The sequence below is a fragment of the Streptomyces sp. NPDC040405 genome (genome assembly GCF_055595765.1).
On sequence record NZ_JBVIVI010000001.1, the window covers coordinates 807,513 to 827,015 of the forward strand.

The 19,503-nt window shown below is 72.7% G+C and carries 17 protein-coding genes; 10 read left to right on the forward strand and 7 right to left on the reverse strand.

Annotation, left to right across the window (positions count from 1 at the left end; all coding sequences use genetic code 11):
* Positions 1-200: 200 nt before the first annotated feature.
* Positions 201-869 carry a pirin family protein gene (locus ACZ59A_RS03570; protein WP_470954634.1) on the reverse strand — a complete coding sequence of 223 codons (669 nt, stop codon included), beginning with the start codon at positions 867-869 and terminating at the stop codon, positions 201-203.
* 111 nt (positions 870-980) lie between these two features.
* Between ACZ59A_RS03570 and ACZ59A_RS03575 the strand changes: the two genes are divergently transcribed.
* From ACZ59A_RS03575 to fabF, 5 genes are all read left to right on the forward strand, one after another.
* Positions 981-2,165 carry a PucR family transcriptional regulator gene (locus ACZ59A_RS03575; RefSeq protein ID WP_470952972.1) on the forward strand — a complete coding sequence of 395 codons (1,185 nt, stop codon included), beginning with the start codon at positions 981-983 and terminating at the stop codon, positions 2,163-2,165.
* Positions 2,166-2,254: 89 nt separating this feature from the next.
* Positions 2,255-3,214 (forward strand): ACP S-malonyltransferase, encoded by a 960-nt coding sequence (locus ACZ59A_RS03580; protein WP_470954635.1) that lies wholly within the window; start codon positions 2,255-2,257, stop codon positions 3,212-3,214.
* Between the two features lie 22 nt (positions 3,215-3,236).
* A complete protein-coding gene (locus ACZ59A_RS03585) occupies positions 3,237-4,247 on the forward strand; it encodes a beta-ketoacyl-ACP synthase 3 (RefSeq protein ID WP_470952975.1) in 1,011 nt (336 codons plus the stop codon).
* An 82-nt stretch (positions 4,248-4,329) separates the two neighbouring features.
* The gene (locus ACZ59A_RS03590) at positions 4,330-4,578 is read left to right on the forward strand and encodes an acyl carrier protein (protein ID WP_009718247.1); all 249 of its coding nucleotides are present in this window, start codon (positions 4,330-4,332) and stop codon (positions 4,576-4,578) included.
* A 70-nt stretch (positions 4,579-4,648) separates the two neighbouring features.
* Positions 4,649-5,914 (forward strand): beta-ketoacyl-ACP synthase II, encoded by a 1,266-nt coding sequence (gene fabF / locus ACZ59A_RS03595; protein ID WP_470952978.1) that lies wholly within the window; start codon positions 4,649-4,651, stop codon positions 5,912-5,914.
* 60 nt (positions 5,915-5,974) lie between these two features.
* Here fabF and ACZ59A_RS03600 read toward each other — a convergent pair whose 3' ends face one another.
* Both ACZ59A_RS03600 and ACZ59A_RS03605 read right to left on the reverse strand, forming a co-directional pair.
* A complete protein-coding gene (locus ACZ59A_RS03600; RefSeq protein WP_470952980.1) occupies positions 5,975-6,880 on the reverse strand; it encodes an NAD(P)-dependent oxidoreductase in 906 nt (301 codons plus the stop codon).
* 28 nt (positions 6,881-6,908) lie between these two features.
* Positions 6,909-7,403, reverse strand: coding sequence for a DUF3145 domain-containing protein (locus tag ACZ59A_RS03605; RefSeq protein ID WP_468055501.1), 495 nt, complete (start codon positions 7,401-7,403; stop codon positions 6,909-6,911).
* A gap of 326 nt (positions 7,404-7,729) precedes the next feature.
* Between ACZ59A_RS03605 and ACZ59A_RS03610 the strand changes: the two genes are divergently transcribed.
* Entirely contained in the window at positions 7,730-8,677 is a 948-nt protein-coding gene (locus ACZ59A_RS03610; RefSeq protein WP_470952982.1) for an SGNH/GDSL hydrolase family protein, read from the forward strand.
* 20 nt (positions 8,678-8,697) lie between these two features.
* Here the strand turns inward: ACZ59A_RS03610 and ACZ59A_RS03615 are convergent, their stop codons facing one another.
* Complete coding sequence (locus tag ACZ59A_RS03615) at positions 8,698-11,211, reverse strand: glycoside hydrolase family 3 protein (RefSeq protein WP_470952984.1); 2,514 nt, start codon at positions 11,209-11,211, stop codon at positions 8,698-8,700.
* A gap of 74 nt (positions 11,212-11,285) precedes the next feature.
* On the opposite strand from ACZ59A_RS03615, the gene ACZ59A_RS03620 reads away from it, so the two are divergent.
* On the forward strand, positions 11,286-11,894 hold the full coding sequence (locus ACZ59A_RS03620; protein ID WP_470952985.1) for a TetR/AcrR family transcriptional regulator: 609 nt from the start codon (positions 11,286-11,288) through the stop codon (positions 11,892-11,894).
* 7 nt (positions 11,895-11,901) lie between these two features.
* Here ACZ59A_RS03620 and ACZ59A_RS03625 read toward each other — a convergent pair whose 3' ends face one another.
* From ACZ59A_RS03625 to ACZ59A_RS03635, 3 genes are all read right to left on the reverse strand, one after another.
* On the reverse strand, positions 11,902-14,652 hold the full coding sequence (locus tag ACZ59A_RS03625; RefSeq protein ID WP_470952988.1) for a type 1 periplasmic-binding domain-containing protein: 2,751 nt from the start codon (positions 14,650-14,652) through the stop codon (positions 11,902-11,904).
* 103 nt (positions 14,653-14,755) lie between these two features.
* Complete coding sequence (locus tag ACZ59A_RS03630; RefSeq protein ID WP_470952990.1) at positions 14,756-15,283, reverse strand: DUF6299 family protein; 528 nt, start codon at positions 15,281-15,283, stop codon at positions 14,756-14,758.
* Positions 15,284-15,479: 196 nt separating this feature from the next.
* A complete protein-coding gene (locus tag ACZ59A_RS03635; RefSeq protein WP_470952992.1) occupies positions 15,480-15,809 on the reverse strand; it encodes a hypothetical protein in 330 nt (109 codons plus the stop codon).
* A 234-nt stretch (positions 15,810-16,043) separates the two neighbouring features.
* On the opposite strand from ACZ59A_RS03635, the gene ACZ59A_RS03640 reads away from it, so the two are divergent.
* The 3 genes from ACZ59A_RS03640 to ACZ59A_RS03650 all read left to right on the forward strand — a co-directional run bounded on the left by ACZ59A_RS03640 (position 16,044) and on the right by ACZ59A_RS03650 (position 19,475).
* Complete coding sequence (locus tag ACZ59A_RS03640; RefSeq protein WP_470952995.1) at positions 16,044-17,207, forward strand: mandelate racemase/muconate lactonizing enzyme family protein; 1,164 nt, start codon at positions 16,044-16,046, stop codon at positions 17,205-17,207.
* A 121-nt stretch (positions 17,208-17,328) separates the two neighbouring features.
* Positions 17,329-18,354: a zinc-dependent alcohol dehydrogenase gene (locus tag ACZ59A_RS03645; protein ID WP_470952997.1), complete on the forward strand. Its 1,026-nt coding sequence runs from the start codon at positions 17,329-17,331 to the stop codon at positions 18,352-18,354.
* Positions 18,355-18,458: 104 nt separating this feature from the next.
* Positions 18,459-19,475, forward strand: coding sequence for a hypothetical protein (locus ACZ59A_RS03650; protein WP_470953000.1), 1,017 nt, complete (start codon positions 18,459-18,461; stop codon positions 19,473-19,475).
* The last annotated feature ends 28 nt before the right edge of the window (positions 19,476-19,503 follow it).

The following is a 19,503-nucleotide window of genomic DNA, read 5'->3' on the forward strand; positions in this document are numbered from 1 at the left end:
CCGCCCCGGTCAGCACGACCGCCGGACGGCACGCCCCGGCCACAGCACCGCGACCGCCGGACGGCACGCCCCACCGCGCCCCCGGCGCCAGGGCTCGGGCATCAGGCGCCCGGCGGCGCCCCGGTGCCGCGCCACAGCGGCTCGGGGTCCAGGGGCGGAGCCCCTGGTTCGGGAAGGGGCGGGGCGGGGAAAAGCCCGCGCTAGCCGTACACCGGTTCCGCGCGCATCTCCCACACCAGCAACTCCGCCGCCCCCACCGCCCGCGCCTCCACGTCCCGCGCGTCCGTGACGCGGGCCGCGTCGCCCGCCGCGAGGGTCTCGTCCCCGACGCGCGCCTCACCGCGCACGACGTGCGCGTACACCCAGGGCGCGTCCGGCAGCGCCGTGCGCTCGCCGTCGCCGAGGCGCCGTACGTGGAGCACCGCTTCGGCGCGGGCCAGGGCGTACGGGGTGCCGTCGGCGATGCCGCGGACGACCTCGTACTCCGGCTCGCCGCTGACCGCACCCGACGACGCCAGCCACATCTGGACGAAGGTGAGCGGCGCCCCGGACTCGTTGCGCTCGGAGTGGCGTACGCCGCCGCCCGCGCTGAGCCGCTGGACGTCGCCGGGGCGGACCACGGTCCGGTGGCCGGTGGAGTCCTCGTGGGTGAGTTCGCCGTCGACGACCCAGGTCACGATCTCCAGATCGCGGTGCGGGTGTTCGGCGAAGCCCGCGCCGGGGGCGAGATGCTCCTCGTTGCAGGCGACGAGAAGCCCGAACCGCACGTTGTCCGGGTCGTAGTGTCCAGAGAAGGAAAAGGCGTGGCGCGTCTCGACGCCCGCTCCGTCCCCGCCCGGATACCGTGCACCGGACCGCTGTACCCACATCATCCGGTCCACGGTAGTGCGCCCCGGCCCGGCCCGCTCCTGCCCCCGTCCCTACCCCCGCGTAGCCTCCCGCCCCCAGCGTTCACCCTCCGATAAGGCAGTCTTGTCCTCGTGCCTGAACCAGCCGCGAATACCCCGCATCCGCACAGCGCCACCCTGCGACGTCTGGAGAAGTCGTCCGGGAAGCTCGCCGCCGCCGCCATCGCGCGCATGGACGAGCAGCTGCCGTGGTACCGGGCGATGCCACCGGAGAACCGCTCGTGGATCGGGCTGGTGGCGCAGGCGGGCATCGCGGCCTTCACGGAGTGGTTCCGCCACCCCGAGGCGCCACAGGCGATCAGCACCGACGTGTTCGGGACGGCGCCGCGCGAGCTGACCCGGGCGATCACGCTGCGGCAGACGGTGGAGATGGTCCGTACGACCATCGAGGTCATGGAGTCGGCCATCGGCGAGGTGGTCGCGCCGGGCGACGAGGCGGTGCTGCGCGAGGCGCTGCTCGTCTACGCGCGGGAGATCGCCTTCGCCACCGCCCAGGTGTACGCGCAGGCGGCCGAGGCGCGCGGCGCCTGGGACGCCCGGCTGGAGTCGCTGGTGGTGAACGCGGTGCTGTCCGGGGAGGCCGACGAGGGCGCGCTGTCCCGGGCGGCGGCGCTCGGCTGGAACTCGCCCGAGCATGTGTGCGTGGTGCTGGGCACGGCACCCGACGGGGACAGCGAGCTGACCGTGGAGGCGATCCGGCGGGCCTGCCGCCACGCCAAGCTGCAGGTGCTCACCGGGGTGCTCGGCAACCGGCTGGTGGTGGTCGCGGGCGGCTCGGACAATCCGCTGCAGTCGGCGAAGGCGCTGATCGGACCGTTCGCCGCGGGCCCGGTGGTGGCCGGTCCCGTGGTGCCGGACCTGCTGGCGGCCACCCGCTCGGCGGCGGCCGCCGCGGCCGGTCTGAAGGCGTGTACGGCCTGGCCGGACGCCCCCCGCCCGGTACTGGCGGACGACCTGCTTCCGGAACGCGCGATGGCCGGGGACCCGGCCGCCCGTGCCCAGCTGGTGGAGGAGATCTACAGACCGCTGGAGGAAGCGGGCTCGGCGCTGCTGGAGACACTGAGCGTGTATCTGGAGCAGGCGAGCAGTCTGGAAGGCGCCGCCCGGATGCTTTTTGTTCATCCCAACACCGTGCGCTACCGGCTACGACGTGTGACCGACGTCACCGGGTGGTCACCATCTGACGTCCGGTCGGCCTTCACGCTACGGATAGCCCTGATCCTCGGACGTCTTGCCGACGGGGACATATTTCCTTAGCTGTTTGTTGGACTCCAACAATTCCCTTGACCGTTCTTCGTCCTTGTCCCCACGGGCGGGCGGGACCACCCACAAGAGAGAGTGTGAGAGTGCTCGTACTCGTCGCTCCCGGCCAGGGCGCCCAAAAGCCCGGCTTCCTGACCCCCTGGCTCGACCTCCCCGGCGTCACCGAACGTCTGCGGTGGTGGTCGGCCGTGTCCGGCCTGGACCTGGTCCACTACGGGACCGAGGCCGATGAGGAGGCGATCCGCGACACCGCGGTGGCCCAGCCGCTGCTGGTGGCCGCCGGACTCGTCTCCGCCCAGGCGCTGTTCGCCGACGGCCCGCACCGCGTCCAGGACGTGGTCGGCGCCGCCGCGGGCCACAGCGTGGGCGAGATCACCGCGGCCGCGGCCACCGGTGTGCTCAGCCACGAGGCGGCCATGGTCCTGGTGCGCCGCCGCGGTCTGGCGATGGCCGAGGCGGCGGGCCGCGCCGAGACCGGCATGGCCGCCATACTGGGTGGTGAGCAGGAGACCGTCGTCGCGCACCTCGACAAGCTCGGGCTGACCCCGGCCAACGTCAACGGCGCCGGACAGATCGTCGCCGCGGGCACCGCCGAGCAGCTGGCGGCGCTGGCCGAGGACAAGCCGGAGGGCGTGCGCCGCGTCGTTCCCCTGAAGGTGGCCGGAGCGTTCCACACCGACCACATGGCCCCGGCGGTGGCCACGCTGGAGAACCTGGTCGCGGGCGTGCCGATCGCCGATCCGGGCACCGTGTACGTCTCCAACCGGGACGGTGGCGTCGTGGCGTCCGGCGCCGAGGTGATCCAGCGCATGGTCGCCCAGGTGTCCAACCCGGTCCGCTGGGACCTGTGCATGGAGACGTTCCAGAAGCTGGGCGTCACCGCGATGATCGAGGTGGCTCCGGGCGGGACGCTCACCGGGATCGCCAAGCGGGCCCTGCCGGGCGTGGCGACCCTGGCGCTCAAGACTCCGGACGACCTCGACGCGGCACGCGCGCTGATCGCCGAGCACGCCGTACCCGCCGCCGATACCCCGGCCGTATAGCCGAATAGGAGTTCCGAGAGCCATGACCGCGAAGATCAGGCCCAGCAAGGGTGCCCCGTACGCGCGTATTCTCGGCGTCGGCGGCTACCGCCCCACCCGGGTGGTGCCGAACGAGGAGATCCTCAAGCACATCGACTCCTCCGACGAGTGGATCCGCAGCCGCTCGGGCATCGCCACCCGCCACTGGGCCGGTCCGGACGAGACGGTCGCCCAGATGTCCGTCGAGGCGGGCGGGAAGGCCATCGCCGACGCGGGGCTGACGCCGGAGCAGATCGGCGGCGTGGTCGTCTCGACCGTCTCGCACATGAAGCAGACCCCGGCGGTCGCCACCGAGATCGCCCATCTGCTGGGCACCGGCAAGCCCGCCGCGTTCGACATCTCCGCGGGCTGTGCGGGCTTCGGCTACGGGCTGACCCTCGCCAAGGGCATGGTCACCGACGGCACGGCGGAATACGTGCTGGTCATCGGCGTCGAGCGGCTCTCGGACCTGACCGACCTGGAGGACCGGGCGACGGCCTTCCTGTTCGGCGACGGCGCGGGCGCCGTGGTCGTCGGCCCCTCCAAGGAGCCCGCGATGGGCCCGACCGTCTGGGGCTCGGAGGGCGACAAGTCCGACACCATCACCCAGACGCTGCCCTGGGACGTCTACCGCGACCACTCCACCGACGAGGTGCGCTACCCGGCGCTGCGCCAGGAGGGCCAGGCGGTCTTCCGCTGGGCGGTGTACGAGATGGCGAAGGTCGCCCAGCAGGCCCTGGACGAGGCGGGCGTCAGCGCGGACGAGCTGGACGCGTTCATCCCCCACCAGGCCAACATGCGGATCATCGACTCGATGATCAAAACCCTCAAGCTGCCGGAGCACGTCACGGTCGCCCGTGACGTGGAGACCACCGGCAACACCTCCGCCGCCTCCATTCCGCTCGCCATGGAGCGGCTGTTGGCGACGGGGCAGGCGAAGAGCGGTGACACCGCGCTCGTCATCGGCTTCGGGGCGGGTCTCGTCTACGCAGCGACGGTCGTTACCCTCCCATAGGCTCTCTAGCCCAGATCCACGCAGCCCCGGACGAGTCGGGCGCTGCTCACCCACCGCAACACACCGAAGAAGGAGCGCCGCAATGGCCGCCACTCAGGAGCAGATCCTCGAAGGTCTCGCCGAGATCGTCAACGAGATCGCCGGTATCCCGGCCGAGGACGTCGCGCTGGACAAGTCCTTCACCGACGACCTGGACGTCGACTCGCTGTCCATGGTCGAGGTCGTCGTCGCCGCCGAAGAGCGCTTCGACGTGAAGATCCCGGACGACGACGTCAAGAACCTGAAGACCGTCGGCGACGCCGTCGACTACATCCTGAAGCACCAGGGCTGAGCCGAGCGTCTGTCGCCACCCGTGCGGTGGCAGAGGTCCAGCACCTCCTACGTAGGAGTGAAGAATTCCTGTGAACTCGACCAATCACACCGTGGTCGTCACCGGTGTTGGTGCCACGACGCCGCTGGGTGGCGACGCCTCATCGACCTGGGAAGCACTGCTCGCCGGCCGCTCCGGCATCAGCCTTCTGGAGCATGACTGGGCGGCCGAGCTGCCGGTCCGGATCGCCGCGAGCATCGCGGTGGACCCCGGCACCGTCCTGCCGCGCCCGCAGGCGCGCAAGCTCGACCGGTCGGCGCAGTTCGCGCTGATCGCGGCCCGAGAGGCATGGGCCGACGCGGGCTTCACCGGCAAGGCCGGTGAGGACCCGTCTGTCGACCCGGACCGGCTGGGCACCGTCGTCGCCTCCGGCATCGGCGGCGTGACGACCCTGCTCGACCAGTACGACGTGCTGCGCGAGAAGGGCGTCCGCAAGGTCTCCCCGCACACCGTGCCGATGCTGATGCCCAACAGCCCGGCGGCCAACGTGGGCCTGGAGGTGGGCGCCCGGGCCGGTGTCCACACCCCGGTCAGCGCGTGCGCGTCCGGTGCGGAGGCCATCGGGTACGCCATCGAGATGATCCGCACCGGCCGCGCCGATGTGGTCGTCGCGGGCGGCACCGAGGCGTCCATCCACCCGCTGCCCATCGTGGCCTTCGGCAACATGATGGCGATGTCCAAGAACAACGACGACCCGCAGGGCGCCTCGCGTCCCTTCGACGTCAACCGCAACGGCTTCGTGATGGGCGAGGGCTCGGGCGCCATCGTCCTGGAGTCGGCGGAGCACGCCGCCGCGCGCGGCGCCCGGGTGTACGCGGAGGCTGTCGGCCAGGGCATTTCGGCCGACTCCCACCACATCACCCAGCCGGAGCCGTCCGGCAACGGCATCGCGCACGCGCTGCAGAACCTGCTCCAGAACAACGAGCTGAACCCCGCCGAGATCGCGCACATCAACGCGCACGCGACCTCGACGCCGCAGGGCGACGTGGCCGAGATCAAGGCGCTGCGCAAGATCTTCGGCGACGACGTGGACCACATGGCGATCTCCGCCACCAAGTCCATGACGGGACATCTGCTGGGCGGCACCGGCGGTGTGGAGACGGTGGCGAGCGTGCTCGCGCTGTACCACCGGATCGCCCCGCCGACGATCAACGTCGACGAGCTGGACCCGGAGGTGGACGCGGACGTCGTGCTCGGCGAGCCGCGGTCGCTGCCGGGCGAGGGCCCGATCGTCGCGCTGAACGACTCGTTCGGCTTCGGTGGCCACAACGTGGTGCTGGCGTTCCGCACCGTCTGAGGCAGCGAGACGAGTGAAGGGCGTGCCTCCGGCTCCGGCCGGAGGCACGCTTTTCGCGTATCAGCCCTCGGTGCCGTCCGTGCCGTCGAAGCTGGCGAAGTACGAGGCGATCATGTCCTCGTCACCGTGGCCCTGTCCGACGGCGCGCCGGAACCGCTCCGCGCCCGCGGCCGCCACGTCCATCCGTACGCCGGACCGCTCCCCCGCCTCGACGATCAGCCGGGCGTCCTTCTCGGCGGTTCGGGCCGCGAAGCTGGCTTCGAGGTTGTCGTTCAGCAACAGGCCCGCCTTGGCGTGCAGATAGCCGTTGTCCAGCGGTCCGCCCGCGATGGCGTCGAAGAAGCCCTGCGGCTCCACGCCGAGCCCCTTGGCGAGGGCGAGCGCTTCGGCGGTGCCGTGGGTGATGGCCAGGATCCAGCTGTTGGTGACGAGCTTGAGCCGGGTGGCCGCGCCCTCCTCCCCGGAGTCGCCGACCCAGACCGTACGGCTGCCGATCGCGTCGAAGACCGGCGCCGCGGCGGTACGGGCGGAGGGCGGACCGGCGGCGAGGACCACGAGCTGTCCGCTCTCGGCGGGCTGCTTGGTGCCGAGGACGGGCGAGTCGAGGAGGATCAGGTCCTGCTCACGGGCGAACGCGGCGAGCGAGTCGAGCCCGTCGAGACCCGCGGTGGTGGCCTGGGCCCACACCGTGCCGGGGCGCAGCGCCGGGGCGGCCCGGCGCATCGTCTCCAGGGCGGCCGGGCCGTCGTGCAGGATCGTCAGGACGACGTCGGCGCCGTCCACGGCCTGCGCCGGGGTGTCGGTGACGCGTACGCCGTCGGTAGCGAGCGGTTCGGCCTTGGCGCGGGTGCGGTTCCACGCGCGGACGTCGAGTCCGGCGCGGGCGAGATTGCGGGCCATGCCGGCGCCCATGATGCCGGTGCCGAGAACCGCGACGGACGTTGCTGCCGGAAGTTGTTCGGTCATCCGGCCACGCTAAAACGTACGAAGGAGATCAGACGACCTGGTGCAACCAGCGGACCGGGGCACCCTCACCCGCGTAGCGGAACGGCTCCAGCTCGTCGTCCCACGGCTTGCCGAGCAACTTGGCGATCTCCGCCTGCAGATCGCCCTCGCCCCGGGCGGAGCGGGCCAGCGCGGCGCGCAGCCGGTCCTCAGGGATCAGGATGTCGCCGTGCATGCCGGTGACGGCGTGGAAGATGCCCAGTTCCGGGGTGGAGCTGTAGCGCTCGCCCTCGGCGGTGGCGCAGGGCTCGGCGGTCACCTCGAAGCGCAGCAGATGCCAGCCGCGCAGCGCGGAGGCCATCTTGGAGGCCGTGCCGACCTCGCCCTGCCAGGAGAACTCGGCGCGCCATGCGCCGTTGGCGGCGGGCTGTTTGATCCAGTCGAGGGTGACGCGCACACCGAGTACGCCCGCGATGGCCCATTCGACATGCGGGCACAGCGCGCGCGGAGCGGAGTGCACATACAGAACTCCACGTGTCGTCACCGGGGCCTCCTGTGCGGTTCGAGGTGCGCCTTCCCCAGCGGCCTCGTGCCCGTACCGGTCACGCCCGGGACAGCACACGACATTCTGCCCTAATGATCACCCTCGCACCAGTCCCGAGGTTACCTGCGGTGAAATTTATCGGGCAGAATTCTCTAGAAAAGGGACAGGATGTGACGCAACGTAATGTGACGGTATCGCAATGCTCTGCCTGGCGCTGGGCCGATGCCCAACTGCCACAAGAAAAACGTACCGCGCGGACCGACCGGAGGAGTGACGTACCGTCGGTCCTGGATAGATATCACCCAACAGTCGGAGGGGGAACAGCCATGCGGGCCAGCGCACCACGCCGGAAGCAGCAGACACTTGCGTCCACGAGCGCGCGTGCGGCGGTGCGTACCGCACCACGCGCCGCGATGCGCACCCGTGTGCGTACCGGTGTCGTCCTGCTCACGACGGCCGGCGTCATGAGCACGGCAGGCTGCTTCGGCAGCTCCGAGGACCCCTCCCGGAACGGGCCGAGCCGGGGCGGCAAGAGCCGCGCCGCCGAGGGCCCCGCGTGGAACACCCGGCCCGGCTCCATCGCCTCCCTGGGCGACTCCATCACCCGGGGCTTCGACGCCTGCTCGGTGCTCTCCGACTGCCCCAAGGTCTCCTGGTCCACCGGCACCGACGTGAACAGCCTCGCCCAGCGGCTGCGCTCGGGCGCGCGCAGCTGGAACTACGCCAAGACCGGCGCGGTCATGGCCGATCTGCCCGGCCAGATGGCGGCGGCCGCGGCGCGCAAGCCGCAGCTGGTGACCGTGATGATCGGCTCCAACGACGCCTGCCGGGACTCGGTCTCCGCCATGACCCCCACCGACGAGTTCCGCTCCACCTTCACCTCAGCCCTCACCCGGCTGCGCCGCGAGGTGCCGAAGACGCAGGTGTACGTCGCGAGCGTGCCGGACCTGAAGCGGCTGTGGTCGCAGGGGCGGAAGAACGTGCTGGGGCGGCAGATCTGGAAGCTGGGCATCTGCCCGTCGATGCTGAAGGACTCCGACGCGATGGACGCCGCCTCCACGGAGCGGCGCAAGCAGGTGGACCAGCAGGTGGACGACTACAACCAGGTGCTGAAGGACGTGTGCGGGAAGGACCCGCTGTGCCGCTACGACGACGCGGTGCACAAATACCGCTTCACGGAGCGCGAGTTGAGCAAGTGGGACTGGTTCCACCCCAGCAAGGCGGGTCAGCAGCGGCTGGCCGCGATGGCCTACCGCCGCATCACCAGCCCCTAGCCCCTAGCCCCTAGCCCCTCTCAGCTCACCACCACCGGTGCCGTGAGGCGGAGGTCGGCCACGCTGCGGCCCGCCGCCGCCGTGTACGGGCCCGGGACCAGGCGCCAGGCGTCCGCCTCCTCGTCCCAGATCTCCGCCGCGCGGCGCCGCACCGGGATCGCCACCTCCACCGTCTCCCCCGGACCGGCCTCCGCGGCCGCGAAGCCCGCCAGGCACCGGGCGGGGCGGTCCTCGGAGTCGCCGGGCGGCGGGGCCAGATAGAGCTGGACCACTTCCCGGCCCGGCCGGGAGCCCGCGTTCCGCACCCGGACCGTGACGGTGCCCAGGTCATCGGCCGCATCGCCCGCGGGGGTGAAGTCCACCGCCTCGTACGCCCACTCGGTGTATCCGAGCCCGTGCCCGAACCAGTACGCCGGAGCGGCTCCCCGCTGCCGCTCCCACGCCCGGTAGCCGATGAAGACGCCCTCGTCGTAGGAGAGTTGCCCCTCGCTGGGCACCACCTGGCTCACCGGCGCGTCCGTCAGCCGGGCGGGCCAGGTCGTCGGGAGGCGGCCGCCGGGCTCCTCGGCGCCCAGCAGGACGTCCGCGAGGGCGGCGCCCGCCTCCTGGCCCGGGAACCAGCTGAGGAGGACCGCGGCGACGTCCTCGCGCCACGGCATCTCCACGGGCGAGCCCGCGTTGACGACGACCACGGTCGGGGTGCCGGTGGCGGCGACGCGGCGCACCAGCTCGTCCTGGCGGCCCGGCAGCCTCAGGTCCGTACGGTCGAAGCCCTCGCTCTCGACGCTCTCCGTGGTCGCGACCACGACCACGGCGGTGTCGGCGGCGGTGGCCGCGGCGACGGCCTCCTCGATCAGCTCCCCCGGATCACGCTCCGGGGCGCGGTGCACCAGGCTGAAGCAGACGGCCTGCCAGTTCGACTCCTCCGACTTGGCGACCGTGCTGACGAGGCTGACCTCGACCGGTTCGCCCGCGGTCAGCTCGGCCTGCCCGCGCGGCACGGGCGAGCCGAAGAACGCCTCGAACGGGTCGTCGGTCTCGTCCATCGCCTGATGCCCGTCGAAGAGCACCTCATCGCCGACGGCGAGCCGGAAGCCGCCGAGACCCCGGGTGCCGAACGAGTGCGCCCCGCTCTCGCGCGGGGTGAAGGTGCCGGTGACCTCGACGGTGTGCAGTTCCTCGTACGCGACCCCCTCGGGGAAGTCGCCGAGCCACTGCACCTGCCCGCTGGGCAGCCGGGACTCGCCCAGCACCCGCCCGTCCCCGGCCCGGACGACGGCGCGCAGGTCGAAGCCCTGCCCGGCGGGGGCGAGTTCGTCGGTGGGGTCGGCGCCCACCGCGTAATCCAGCCGGACGCCGGAGGGCAGGGCGGCGCGCAGCCCGTCCAGCGGGGAGACCACATGGTCGGGGAAGACCAGCGCCGAGCCGCCGCCGAGCACCCGGGCGTCCCGCGCGGCGGCGCCGATGAGCGCCAGGGACCGTACGCCGGAGGGCTCGCCGAGCCGGAGCGGCAGCACCCGCGTCTCGTTGCGCAGCAGCACGAAGGACCGCCGGGCGATCTCGCGGGCGAGCGCGTCGCCGTCGATCGGCCCCGGCCGGTCGGCGGGGGCGACGGCGGGCTCCGCGCCGTCCAGGACGCCGACCCGGGCGGCAAGGGTCAGCACCCGCCGCACCGCGTCGTCGACGTCCGACTCGGCCACCAGGCCGTCGCGCACGGCGGCGGACAGCGCCTCCCCGTAGATCGTCTGCGGGCCGGGCATGGCGACGTCGAGCCCGCCCGCCATCGCCCCGGCGGTGTCCCGGGCGGCCGTCCAGTCGGAGACGATGAAGCCGTCGAACCCCCATTCGCCGCGCAGCACGCCCCGCTGAAGGGCGCGGTGCTCGGTCATCGTGGCGCCGTTGACCCCGTTGTAGGCGGCCATGACACCCCACGGGCGGGCGTCCTTGACGATGGCTTCGAAGGGCGCGAGATACAGCTCGCGCAGCGCCCGCGCGCCCACCCGGTTGTCGACGGTGAAGCGCTCGGTCTCCGCGTCGTTGGCCACGAAGTGCTTGACGGTGGTGCCCACCCCGCCGTCCTGGACGCCCCGCACATAGCCGGTGCCGATCGCGCCGGTGAGATACGGATCCTCGCTGTACGCCTCGAAGTGGCGGCCGCCCAGCGGCGATCGGTGCAGATTCACGGTCGGGGCGAGCACCACGTGCACCCCCTTGCGCCGCGCCTCCTGGGCCAGCAGCCGCCCCGCGCGGCGGGCCAGGTCCGGGTCCCAGGCGGCGGCCAGCGCGGTGGGGCTGGGCAGGGCGACGGACGGGTCGTCGGCGGTCCAGCGCACGCCCCGGACGCCGATCGGGCCGTCCGACATCACCAGGGAACGCAGCCCGATGGCGGGGACGGCGGGCAGGGACCACATGTCCTGCCCGGAGAGCAGCCGGGCCTTGGTCTCCAGATCGAGCGCGCCGAGCGCCTTCTCGACGACGCTGCTCACGTCCGCACTGATCGCTTCTGCCACGGTCGGCCTCCTCAGGTCGCCCATATCGTGGACCCGATTCCCTGTAATCCGGTAGGTACCGTTACTGTTTTGTTATCAACCTGCTTTACGGTACTCCCATGGAAAAGCTGGACGACGATGCGCCGACCCGGCGCGGCCAGGAGCGGCGCGCGGAGATCGTCCGCTCCGCCCTCGAAGTCATCGCCGAGCGCGGCTACCGGGGCGCCACCCTGGCCGCGGTGGCCGAGCGCGCCGGGCTCACCCAGCAGGGGCTGCTGCACTACTTCCCCACCAAGGAAGCCCTGCTCATCGCCGTGCTGGCCGAGCGCGACCAGTGGGACACCGGCACCGCGCGGCGCGACGGCGGCGGCACCTGGCCGCTGGAACTGCTGGCCTCCCTGGTGGAGTACAACGCCATGCGCCCCGGCATCGTGCAGACCTTCTCCGCGCTGCTGGGCGAGAGCGTCACCGAGGAGCACCCCGCGCGCGACTACTTCACCCGCCGCTACGAGCGGGTGCGCGCCGACATGGCGGACACCCTGCGCGGCGAGTTCGGCGACCGGCTGCCCGGCGGGCTCACCCCCGAGAGCGCCGCGCCGCTGCTGGTCGCGGTGCTGGACGGGCTGCAGTTCCAGTGGCTGCACGATCCGGACGCGGTGGACATGCCCGCCCTCTTCCGCACCTTCGTCTCCCTGCTGGGCCGGGGAGACGAAGACGCGGCGCGCTAACGGTGTCTCAGTCGGCGGGCGCCGGGCAGGTGTACCGCTGCCCCGGGCCCCACTTCTCGCGGATGTCGGTCGCCGTGACCGCCCCGCACAGCAGCGCGGACCGCGGCGCGCCCTCGGGCTCGCCGTGCAGGATGGCCACCAGCTTGTCGGCGGTCAGCCGCCCGCCACCGGCCACGCCGTGGGCGTCGATCCGGCCGGTCGCCCCGTTGAAACCGCCGCTGCCCAGGCCCTGGTAGAGCACGGCCTGCACCAGCGCCCGGTCCAGCCGCCCGTCCCGCTTCCCGCTGCCCACCCATGCCTCGTCGATGGCCTGGGACAGATAGCACAGGGCGTCCCAGGCCAGCGGGGAGTGTCCGTCGAGCCGCATCGCCTGGGCCAGCACCCCGCGTTCGCGGCCGTACTGCGCGTCGTACGCCCGCAGATACGCCTGGGCGTTCTTCGCCCGGACCCGCGACGGCTCGCCGTGCGAGACGTAGTACAGATTCAGCCCCTGGAAGATCGCCCAGGGATTCTGGCCCAGCAGCAGCGCGTTGGTCACGTCGTCGCCGCCGAGCACGCTGACGGTCGGGCAGCCGTCGGCCATCCTGGTGTACTCGGACAGGAAGGTGACGAACTGGCTGCCGCGGGCCGTCCATACGACGCCTGTCGGCTCCCCTCCGCCCGCCACCCGGCACACCCGCTCCGCGAAGTCCTCCATCGTGTCGTACGACCGCCCGGCCGGTCCGGTGGCGCCCCCGCCCGTCCCCAGCAGCAGCGTCTCGACCGGGCCCTGCCGGTATGCGGTACGGAACGAACGGGCCAGCCCGGAGCTGTACGGATCCTTCGGATCGGCGACCAGCATCACCCGGCGCGCCTTCACCGGGGCGCGCCCGGGCCGGGTCACCATCGCGGCCTCCCGGACGAAGGCCGCCATGACCTGGGCGGCGCGGGAGTCGACGGGGGCGAGCTGGTAGTAGTGCGGGCCCTGGGAGAGCAGGGAGTCGGCCGTGCCGGAGGTGCCGATCATGGGGATGCCCGCCGCGTCCAGCCTGCGGATCGCGGAGTACGTCGTCCCGCGGCTCTGGCCGAGGCCGACGGCGCCGACGATCGACGGGTCGCGCCGGGCCAGCTGGACGATGGAGTCGGCGACGGCCGGGGCGTCCTCGAAGAGATGGCCCGCGTTGGCCACCAGCACCCGCACCGGAACCCGGTCGTCCGACGTCAGCGCCAGGGCGTTGACATGGGCCTGGGCGAGCGAGATCCCGCGCAGCTCGGGCAGCGTGCCGCCGCGCACCGGGTCATCCGCGCCCGCGCCGCCGCTGAACGGGCCGATGTAGACCACGGTGCGATAGCGCGGCGACGCCTCCTCGCGGCGCCGCATCGCGGCGTCCACCTCGCCGTTCTGCCGGTCTATCCGCCCCAGCACCTCGCTGACCTGCCGCTCGTTGGTGCCCTGGGCGAACCGCTGCTTGCCCGTCGTCACCCCGACGCACTGGCCGTCCTTGCCCAGGAAGGTCTGGCCCGTACAGCTGTCGTCGCCCCCGTCCCACAGCGGCCGGTAGATCCCGCCCGCCACAAGCCCCAGCGTGAGCAGTGCGATCACCGCCGCCCCCGCGATCTCGGTGCGCGGGCCCCAGCGGCGGGAGGGCGCGACCAGGGTGGGACGGCGGCCGAGCCAGTACGACGCCCGCTCGTCGTCCTCCGGCCCCTCGCTCACCGGCACCACGATCCCGGTGGGCTGGCCCGCGCGCATGCCCTGCCGCTCGACCAGCTCCAGCTCGGCGCCCGCGTGAGCCAGGTCGGCCGCGTCGATGTCCGGGATGCGGGACGCCAGCGAGCGCGCCCCGGCCGCGATCGCGATCACCGACGTACAGCGCAGATCCTCGACGGCGGAGCGCAGTTCGCGTAAGAAGCGCTGCACCCGCGAGTCCAGCGCCCCGGCCTCCTCGAAGAGCAGCACGAACCGGGTGGTGCGGCGCATCCGCCACGGCTTGAAGCGGCGGCGGCGCACCGCCCCGTCCAGGTCCGCGAGCAGGGCGTGCATCAGCACCCGGTCCAGCCGCTCGGGATCGCTGCCCTCGCCGCCGGGGACGTGGTCGAGCGCGGAGCGGAAGAAGTCGGTGGGCGGGGTGCCGCGCTGGAGCCGCGCCCACTCCGCGTACCAGCGGCGGTGGCGGCCGCGGCCGAGCATCCGGCGGCTGGCCCGGACGCCGAACAGCCAGCGCGGCAGGGTCTGGCACAGCGGCCCGGCCACGAAGTTCCACAGCAGCTCCACGACCGAGCCGCCGCTCGCGTGGTCCCGGCCGCCGATCCGCCACAGCGTGTTGGCCGTGCGCGACCAGCGGCGGTGCTCGTCGTAGCAGTGGTTGCGCAGATCACGGTGGCGGTGCTCGACCGGCCCGTCGATGGCCGGGGCCGTGACCACCGAGTGCAGCAGCCGGTAGCCCGGCAGCCGCAGCTGTCCGGTGTCCACCGGCATCGACTCGGCGAGCTGGAGCGCGATCTGCTCGAACAGCTCCAGCGGCGGCGGATCGGCGCCGGGCGGGAGCGCCGGGACGTACGCGTGCGGCGCCAGCACCTGGCTGCGGCCGCGCAGCCGCGACCGCAGCCCTCCTACGATCCTCCGGCCGGCCCGCCCGGCGCCCTCCTCCGTCAGCAGCACCACCGGCACCCTGCTGCGGCTGCGCCGCTGCTGGATGACCAGCTTGTCGAACGCCTCGACGAAGCGCTCGACACCCGGATACGCCGGGATGCGGTCCTGTGGGTCCCCCGTCGCCATCGTCCCCGTCCCCCTCTCCCCGCCCGCCCCGTGACAAAGGCGGTGGAAACCAGGGATATCCCCCGTGGGGAAGGGGCTCAAGCGCGGTGGCGGCGGGCGGGTCTCACATCTCGCGCGCCTCCAGTGTGATCGCGCGCTCCCCCACGGCCGCGGTCCGCGGAAGCGGAACAATCTGCTCCTGCGCCTCGAACCTCAGCAGGCTGGTCTCCACGTACGCGGGGCCCGGCACGAACCGCCCGCCCGATGCCTCCGCCACCGACCAACGGTGCGTCAGCCCGTCGCAGAGCGCCGGGCCGCCCCCGATCCCGCGCCGCACCTGGCCCTGGGAGAGCGTGACGAGGACGTCGGCGCGCGGGATGGCCGCGCCGTCCCGCAGACAGCGGTACGTGCCCGACAGGGCGATCGTCCCGGCACTGCCCACGTAGCCGATGCGGTCCACGGTGACGTTGTTGCCCCACGGCAGCGGCAGGCCATGCCGCTCCAGCTGCGGGATTCTGGAGAACTCCCCGGCCTCGACGGGCGCCGGGGCGGGTCCGGGGGCGGGGGCGGGGGCGGCGTGGGCGGCGGGGGTGACGGGGGCGGCGATGAGCAGGCCGGTGACGGCACCGAGGAAGCGGCGACGGTTGCGCATGGGGTTACGGACCTCCGTGGAGCGGGCGGGTTCCCTGTGGGGGACGAAGCTCCCGTAGAGCTATCGGGCGCGCGAGGCCGCCCGCGGGACCCTCACCCCCGGGCGGCGTGTCCGATACCGCTGGGCGGGTGCCGCCCGCGGCGGCGCGTTGACCTCCGCCCCGGACGGCCCTCACCGCGACCGGATACGGCCGCCGCTATCCGATGATGTTGCGGCAGCCCAGGCCGGTGCCGCCCGGTGCGGACCCGGGAGCAGCCGCACCGCCGAGGGCGGAGGCGCTGAGGGCCATCGGGCCACCGCCGTCGCCGGTCCCGCCCATGCCCCCGAATCCGCCGTCGCAGTGGTTCCGCTGGGTCGCACCGCCCCCGGTGGAGGCGCGGACCACCTCGCCGAGGTCCGGCCCCTGCGCCCGGGTGGCGTGGCCGGTCCCGTCCTCGTGGCCGCCGCCGCCCGGGTGGCCGCCGCCGAGGGCAACGGCCGCGGCAACGCACGCGCCCAGAACGACCGTTCGCAGTACTCTCTTCATCTGACCGCCTCTCTCGATGTTTTTTCATCACCGTCAGCGGCGCAGCCTGCCGGGCGGCGGAACACGGCCGTCGTACCGACACGTCCGCGTCCGCCAAATGGCCCGGAGCGGGGAGGTCAGCGTTCGATAACCATTCGACGCAGGGCCATTGACACCTCTTACGCCCGGTGATTACCGTCACGCCAGGATTTCGAACGTGTGACGAAATATCGAACATCGCGAAGGGTCATAGCCTTGCGCATCACCGGAATCAGCACGCACGTCGTCGGCACCCCCTGGCGCAATCTCACCTACGTGCAGGTCCACACCGATGAGGGCATCACCGGCGTCGGCGAGACCCGCATGCTCGGCCGCACCGATGCGCTCCTCGGCTATCTCCACGAGGCCGAGAAGAACCACATCGCCGGGTCGGACCCGTTCGCGGTGGAGGACCTGGTACGCCGGATGAAGTACGGCGACTACGGCCGCGCGGGCGAGATCGTGATGTCCGGCATCGCCTGCGTCGAGATGGCCTGCTGGGACATCAAGGGCAAGGCGCTCGGCGTGCCGGTCTGGCAGCTGCTCGGCGGCAAGGTGACCGACCGGGTCAAGGCGTACGCCAACGGCTGGTACACGGTCGAGCGCACCCCCGAGGCGTTCCACAAGGCGGCCACCACGGTCGTCGAGCGCGGCTACCGGGCGCTGAAGCTGGACCCGTTCGGCACCGGCCACTTCGAGCTGGACCACGCCGAGACGCTGCACTCGATCTCGCTGGTCGAGGCGGTGCGGGACGCGATCGGGCCCGAGGCGGAGCTGCTGGTGGAGATGCACGGGCGGTTCAGTCCGTCGACCGCCGTGCGGATCGCGGGCGAGCTGGAGCGGTTCCGGCCGTCGTGGCTGGAGGAGCCGGTGCCGCCGGAGAACCTGAAGGCGCTGGCGAAGGTCGCGGAGAAGACGAACCTGCCGATCGCGACGGGTGAGCGCATCCACGACCGGATCGAGTTCCGCGAGCTGTTCGAGTCGCAGGCCGTCGACATCATCCAGCCGGACGTCGGCCACCTCGGCGGCATCTCCGAGACCCGCAAGCTGGCCGCGACCGCCGAGACCCACTACGTGATGATCGCGCCGCACAACGTCGGCGGCTCGGTGCTGACCGCCGCCTCGCTCCAGGTCGCGGGCTGCACCCCGAACTTCAAGATCCTCGAACACTTCAACGACTTCGCCGACGCGGAGATCAAGAAGGTGGTCAAGGGCGCGCCGAAGGTCGTGGACGGCTACTTCGAGCTGTCGCACGAGCCGGGCCTCGGCGTGGAGCTGGACACCGAAGCGGCGGCCGAGTTCCCGCAGCAGCAGGCCCGCTTCGACCTGTGGGCCGAGGGCTGGGAGAAGCGGAATCCCTCCGGGGGACGTGGCGAATGAGCGCCGTGGGACATCCCGCCGTCGCCATGGCGGGGCCCGTCACGGCCGGGCCCGCCACGGTCCGGGCCGCGGTCCTGGTTCCACCGGCGGGCCGGGCAGCGACGACACGAACGGAGCAGACATGAGCCGCACGGAGGACGCGCTCGTCCTCGAAGGGCCCGGCAGCCACCGGCTGGAGACCCGTACCGTGACGGAGCCGGGGCCGGGCGAGGCAAGGGTGCGCGTCCACGCCTCGGGCATCTGCGGCAGCGACCGCGAGGTGTACGAGGGCAACCGGCCCGAGGGGTACGTCCGGTATCCCGTCACCCCCGGCCATGAGTGGTCCGGGACGGTCGAGGCGGTCGGCGCGGGCGTCCCCGAGGCGCTCACCGGCCGCAAGGTCGTCGGCGAGGGGTTCCGCAACTGCCAGGTGTGCGACCGCTGTCACGCCGGGGAGACCACGCTGTGCACGGCGGGGTACGAGGAGACCGGCTTCACCCAGCCGGGCGCGATGGCCACCACCCTGACGCTGCCCGCCCGGCTGCTGCACCCGCTGTCCGAGGACGCCGATCTGACCGCGGCCGCCCTGCTGGAGCCCGCCGCGTGCATCGCCGCCGCCGCGCTCAAGGCGAACGCCCAGCCCGGGCAGCGCGTCGCGGTGGTGGGCACCGGGACGCTCGGCATGATCGCCGTGCAGTTCCTGGCCGCCGTCTCCCCCGCCGAGCTGCTGGTGGTCGGGACCCGGCCGGACCGGGAGCGGCTGTCGCTGTCCTTCGGGGCCACGGCCTTCGCCCGATACGACCGCCTCGACGACGTCCGGGGCGGCTTCGACATCGTTATCGAGACCGCCGGATCCGCCCCCGCCGCCCGTACCTCCGCGGCCCTGCTGCGGCGCGGCGGGCGGCTGGTGCTCACCGGGATCCCGGCGGCGGGCACGGCGGACGGGCTCGACCCGACCGACCTGGTCGTACGGCAGATCGAGGTGCAGACCGTGTTCGGGGCCGCGCCGGACGCGTGGGCGCACGCGGTGCGGGTCTTCGACGCCGGGCTGCTGACGCTGCTGCCGCTGGTGACCCACGAACTGCCGCTCATCGACTTCGCCACCGCCATCGAGCTGGTGGGGAGCGGTGATCCGAAGGTGGGCAAGGTGCTGCTGCGGCCCGCCTGACCCGTCCCGTTCCCCGCCGGGGGCGCCCTTTTCGCGCCCCCGGCACCAACGGTCCTCAACATTCGAGGGCTTCACCTAGTCCTTACGGCGATACAAGGAGCACCGTGACGACCGCCGCCTCAGCCCTTCCCTCCGGCCCCCGACGCCCCGCCGACGCCGCCCTCGCCCAGCTCGGCCACGCGGCGCCCGCACCCGACCCCGCCGACGCCTCCGCGCACTCCTTCCCCGACGGCGGCACCTGGCGCACCGAGGTCCCGTCCGTCGAGGGCCCGGAGGCGCTGGCCACCGTGTTCAAGGAGGCCGGACGGCTCGACGTACCGATCCACCGGATCAGCCAGGGCAGCGGCGTCTGGATGCTCACCGACGCCGAGATCACCGAGATGGTGGAGTCCTGCGCGGAGCGCAACGCCGAGCTGTGCCTGTTCACCGGGCCGCGCGGCACCTGGGACATCGGCGGCGCCACCCGTTCCGACTCCGGCGGCGGGGGCCTGCGGGCCCGCGGCCACGACGCGGTCGCCGGATGCGTGGAGGACGCCCTGCGGGCCGCCTCGCTCGGCGTGAAGTGCCTGCTGGTCGCCGACGAGGGCGTGCTGTGGCTGCTGCACCAGCTGCGGGAGCGCGGGGAGTTGCCCGCGGACACCACCTTCAAGCTGTCCGCGCTGGTCGGCCCGGTCAACCCGGCCTCGTTCGCGGTGTACGAGCGGCTGGGCGCCGACTCGATCAACATCCCCTCGGATCTGACGCTGGAGCACCTCACCGAGATCCGCCGGGTCTCCCGCGCCCCGATGGACTTCTACATCGAGGCCCCGGACGACCTCGGGGGGTACGTACGGCTCTACGACGCGGCCGAGTTGATCCGCCGCGGCGCCCCCATCTATCTGAAGTTCGGGCTCAGCAAGTCTCCGGGGATCTACCCCTACGGCGCGCAACTGCGGGACGTGGCGCTGAACAGCGCGCGCGAGCGGGTGCGCCGCGGCCGGCTCGTGCTCGATCTGCTCGCCCGGCTGGGCGCGGACGGCGGGCTGTCGCCGCTGGGCTCCCGGCTGCCGGGGCCGCTGCGGCGCTTCCCCGTCACGGACGCCTCCGACGCCGCCACCGGCGCGACCCCCCAGAAGTCCTGAGCAATGACGCCCCAGGGAAGGACCCCAT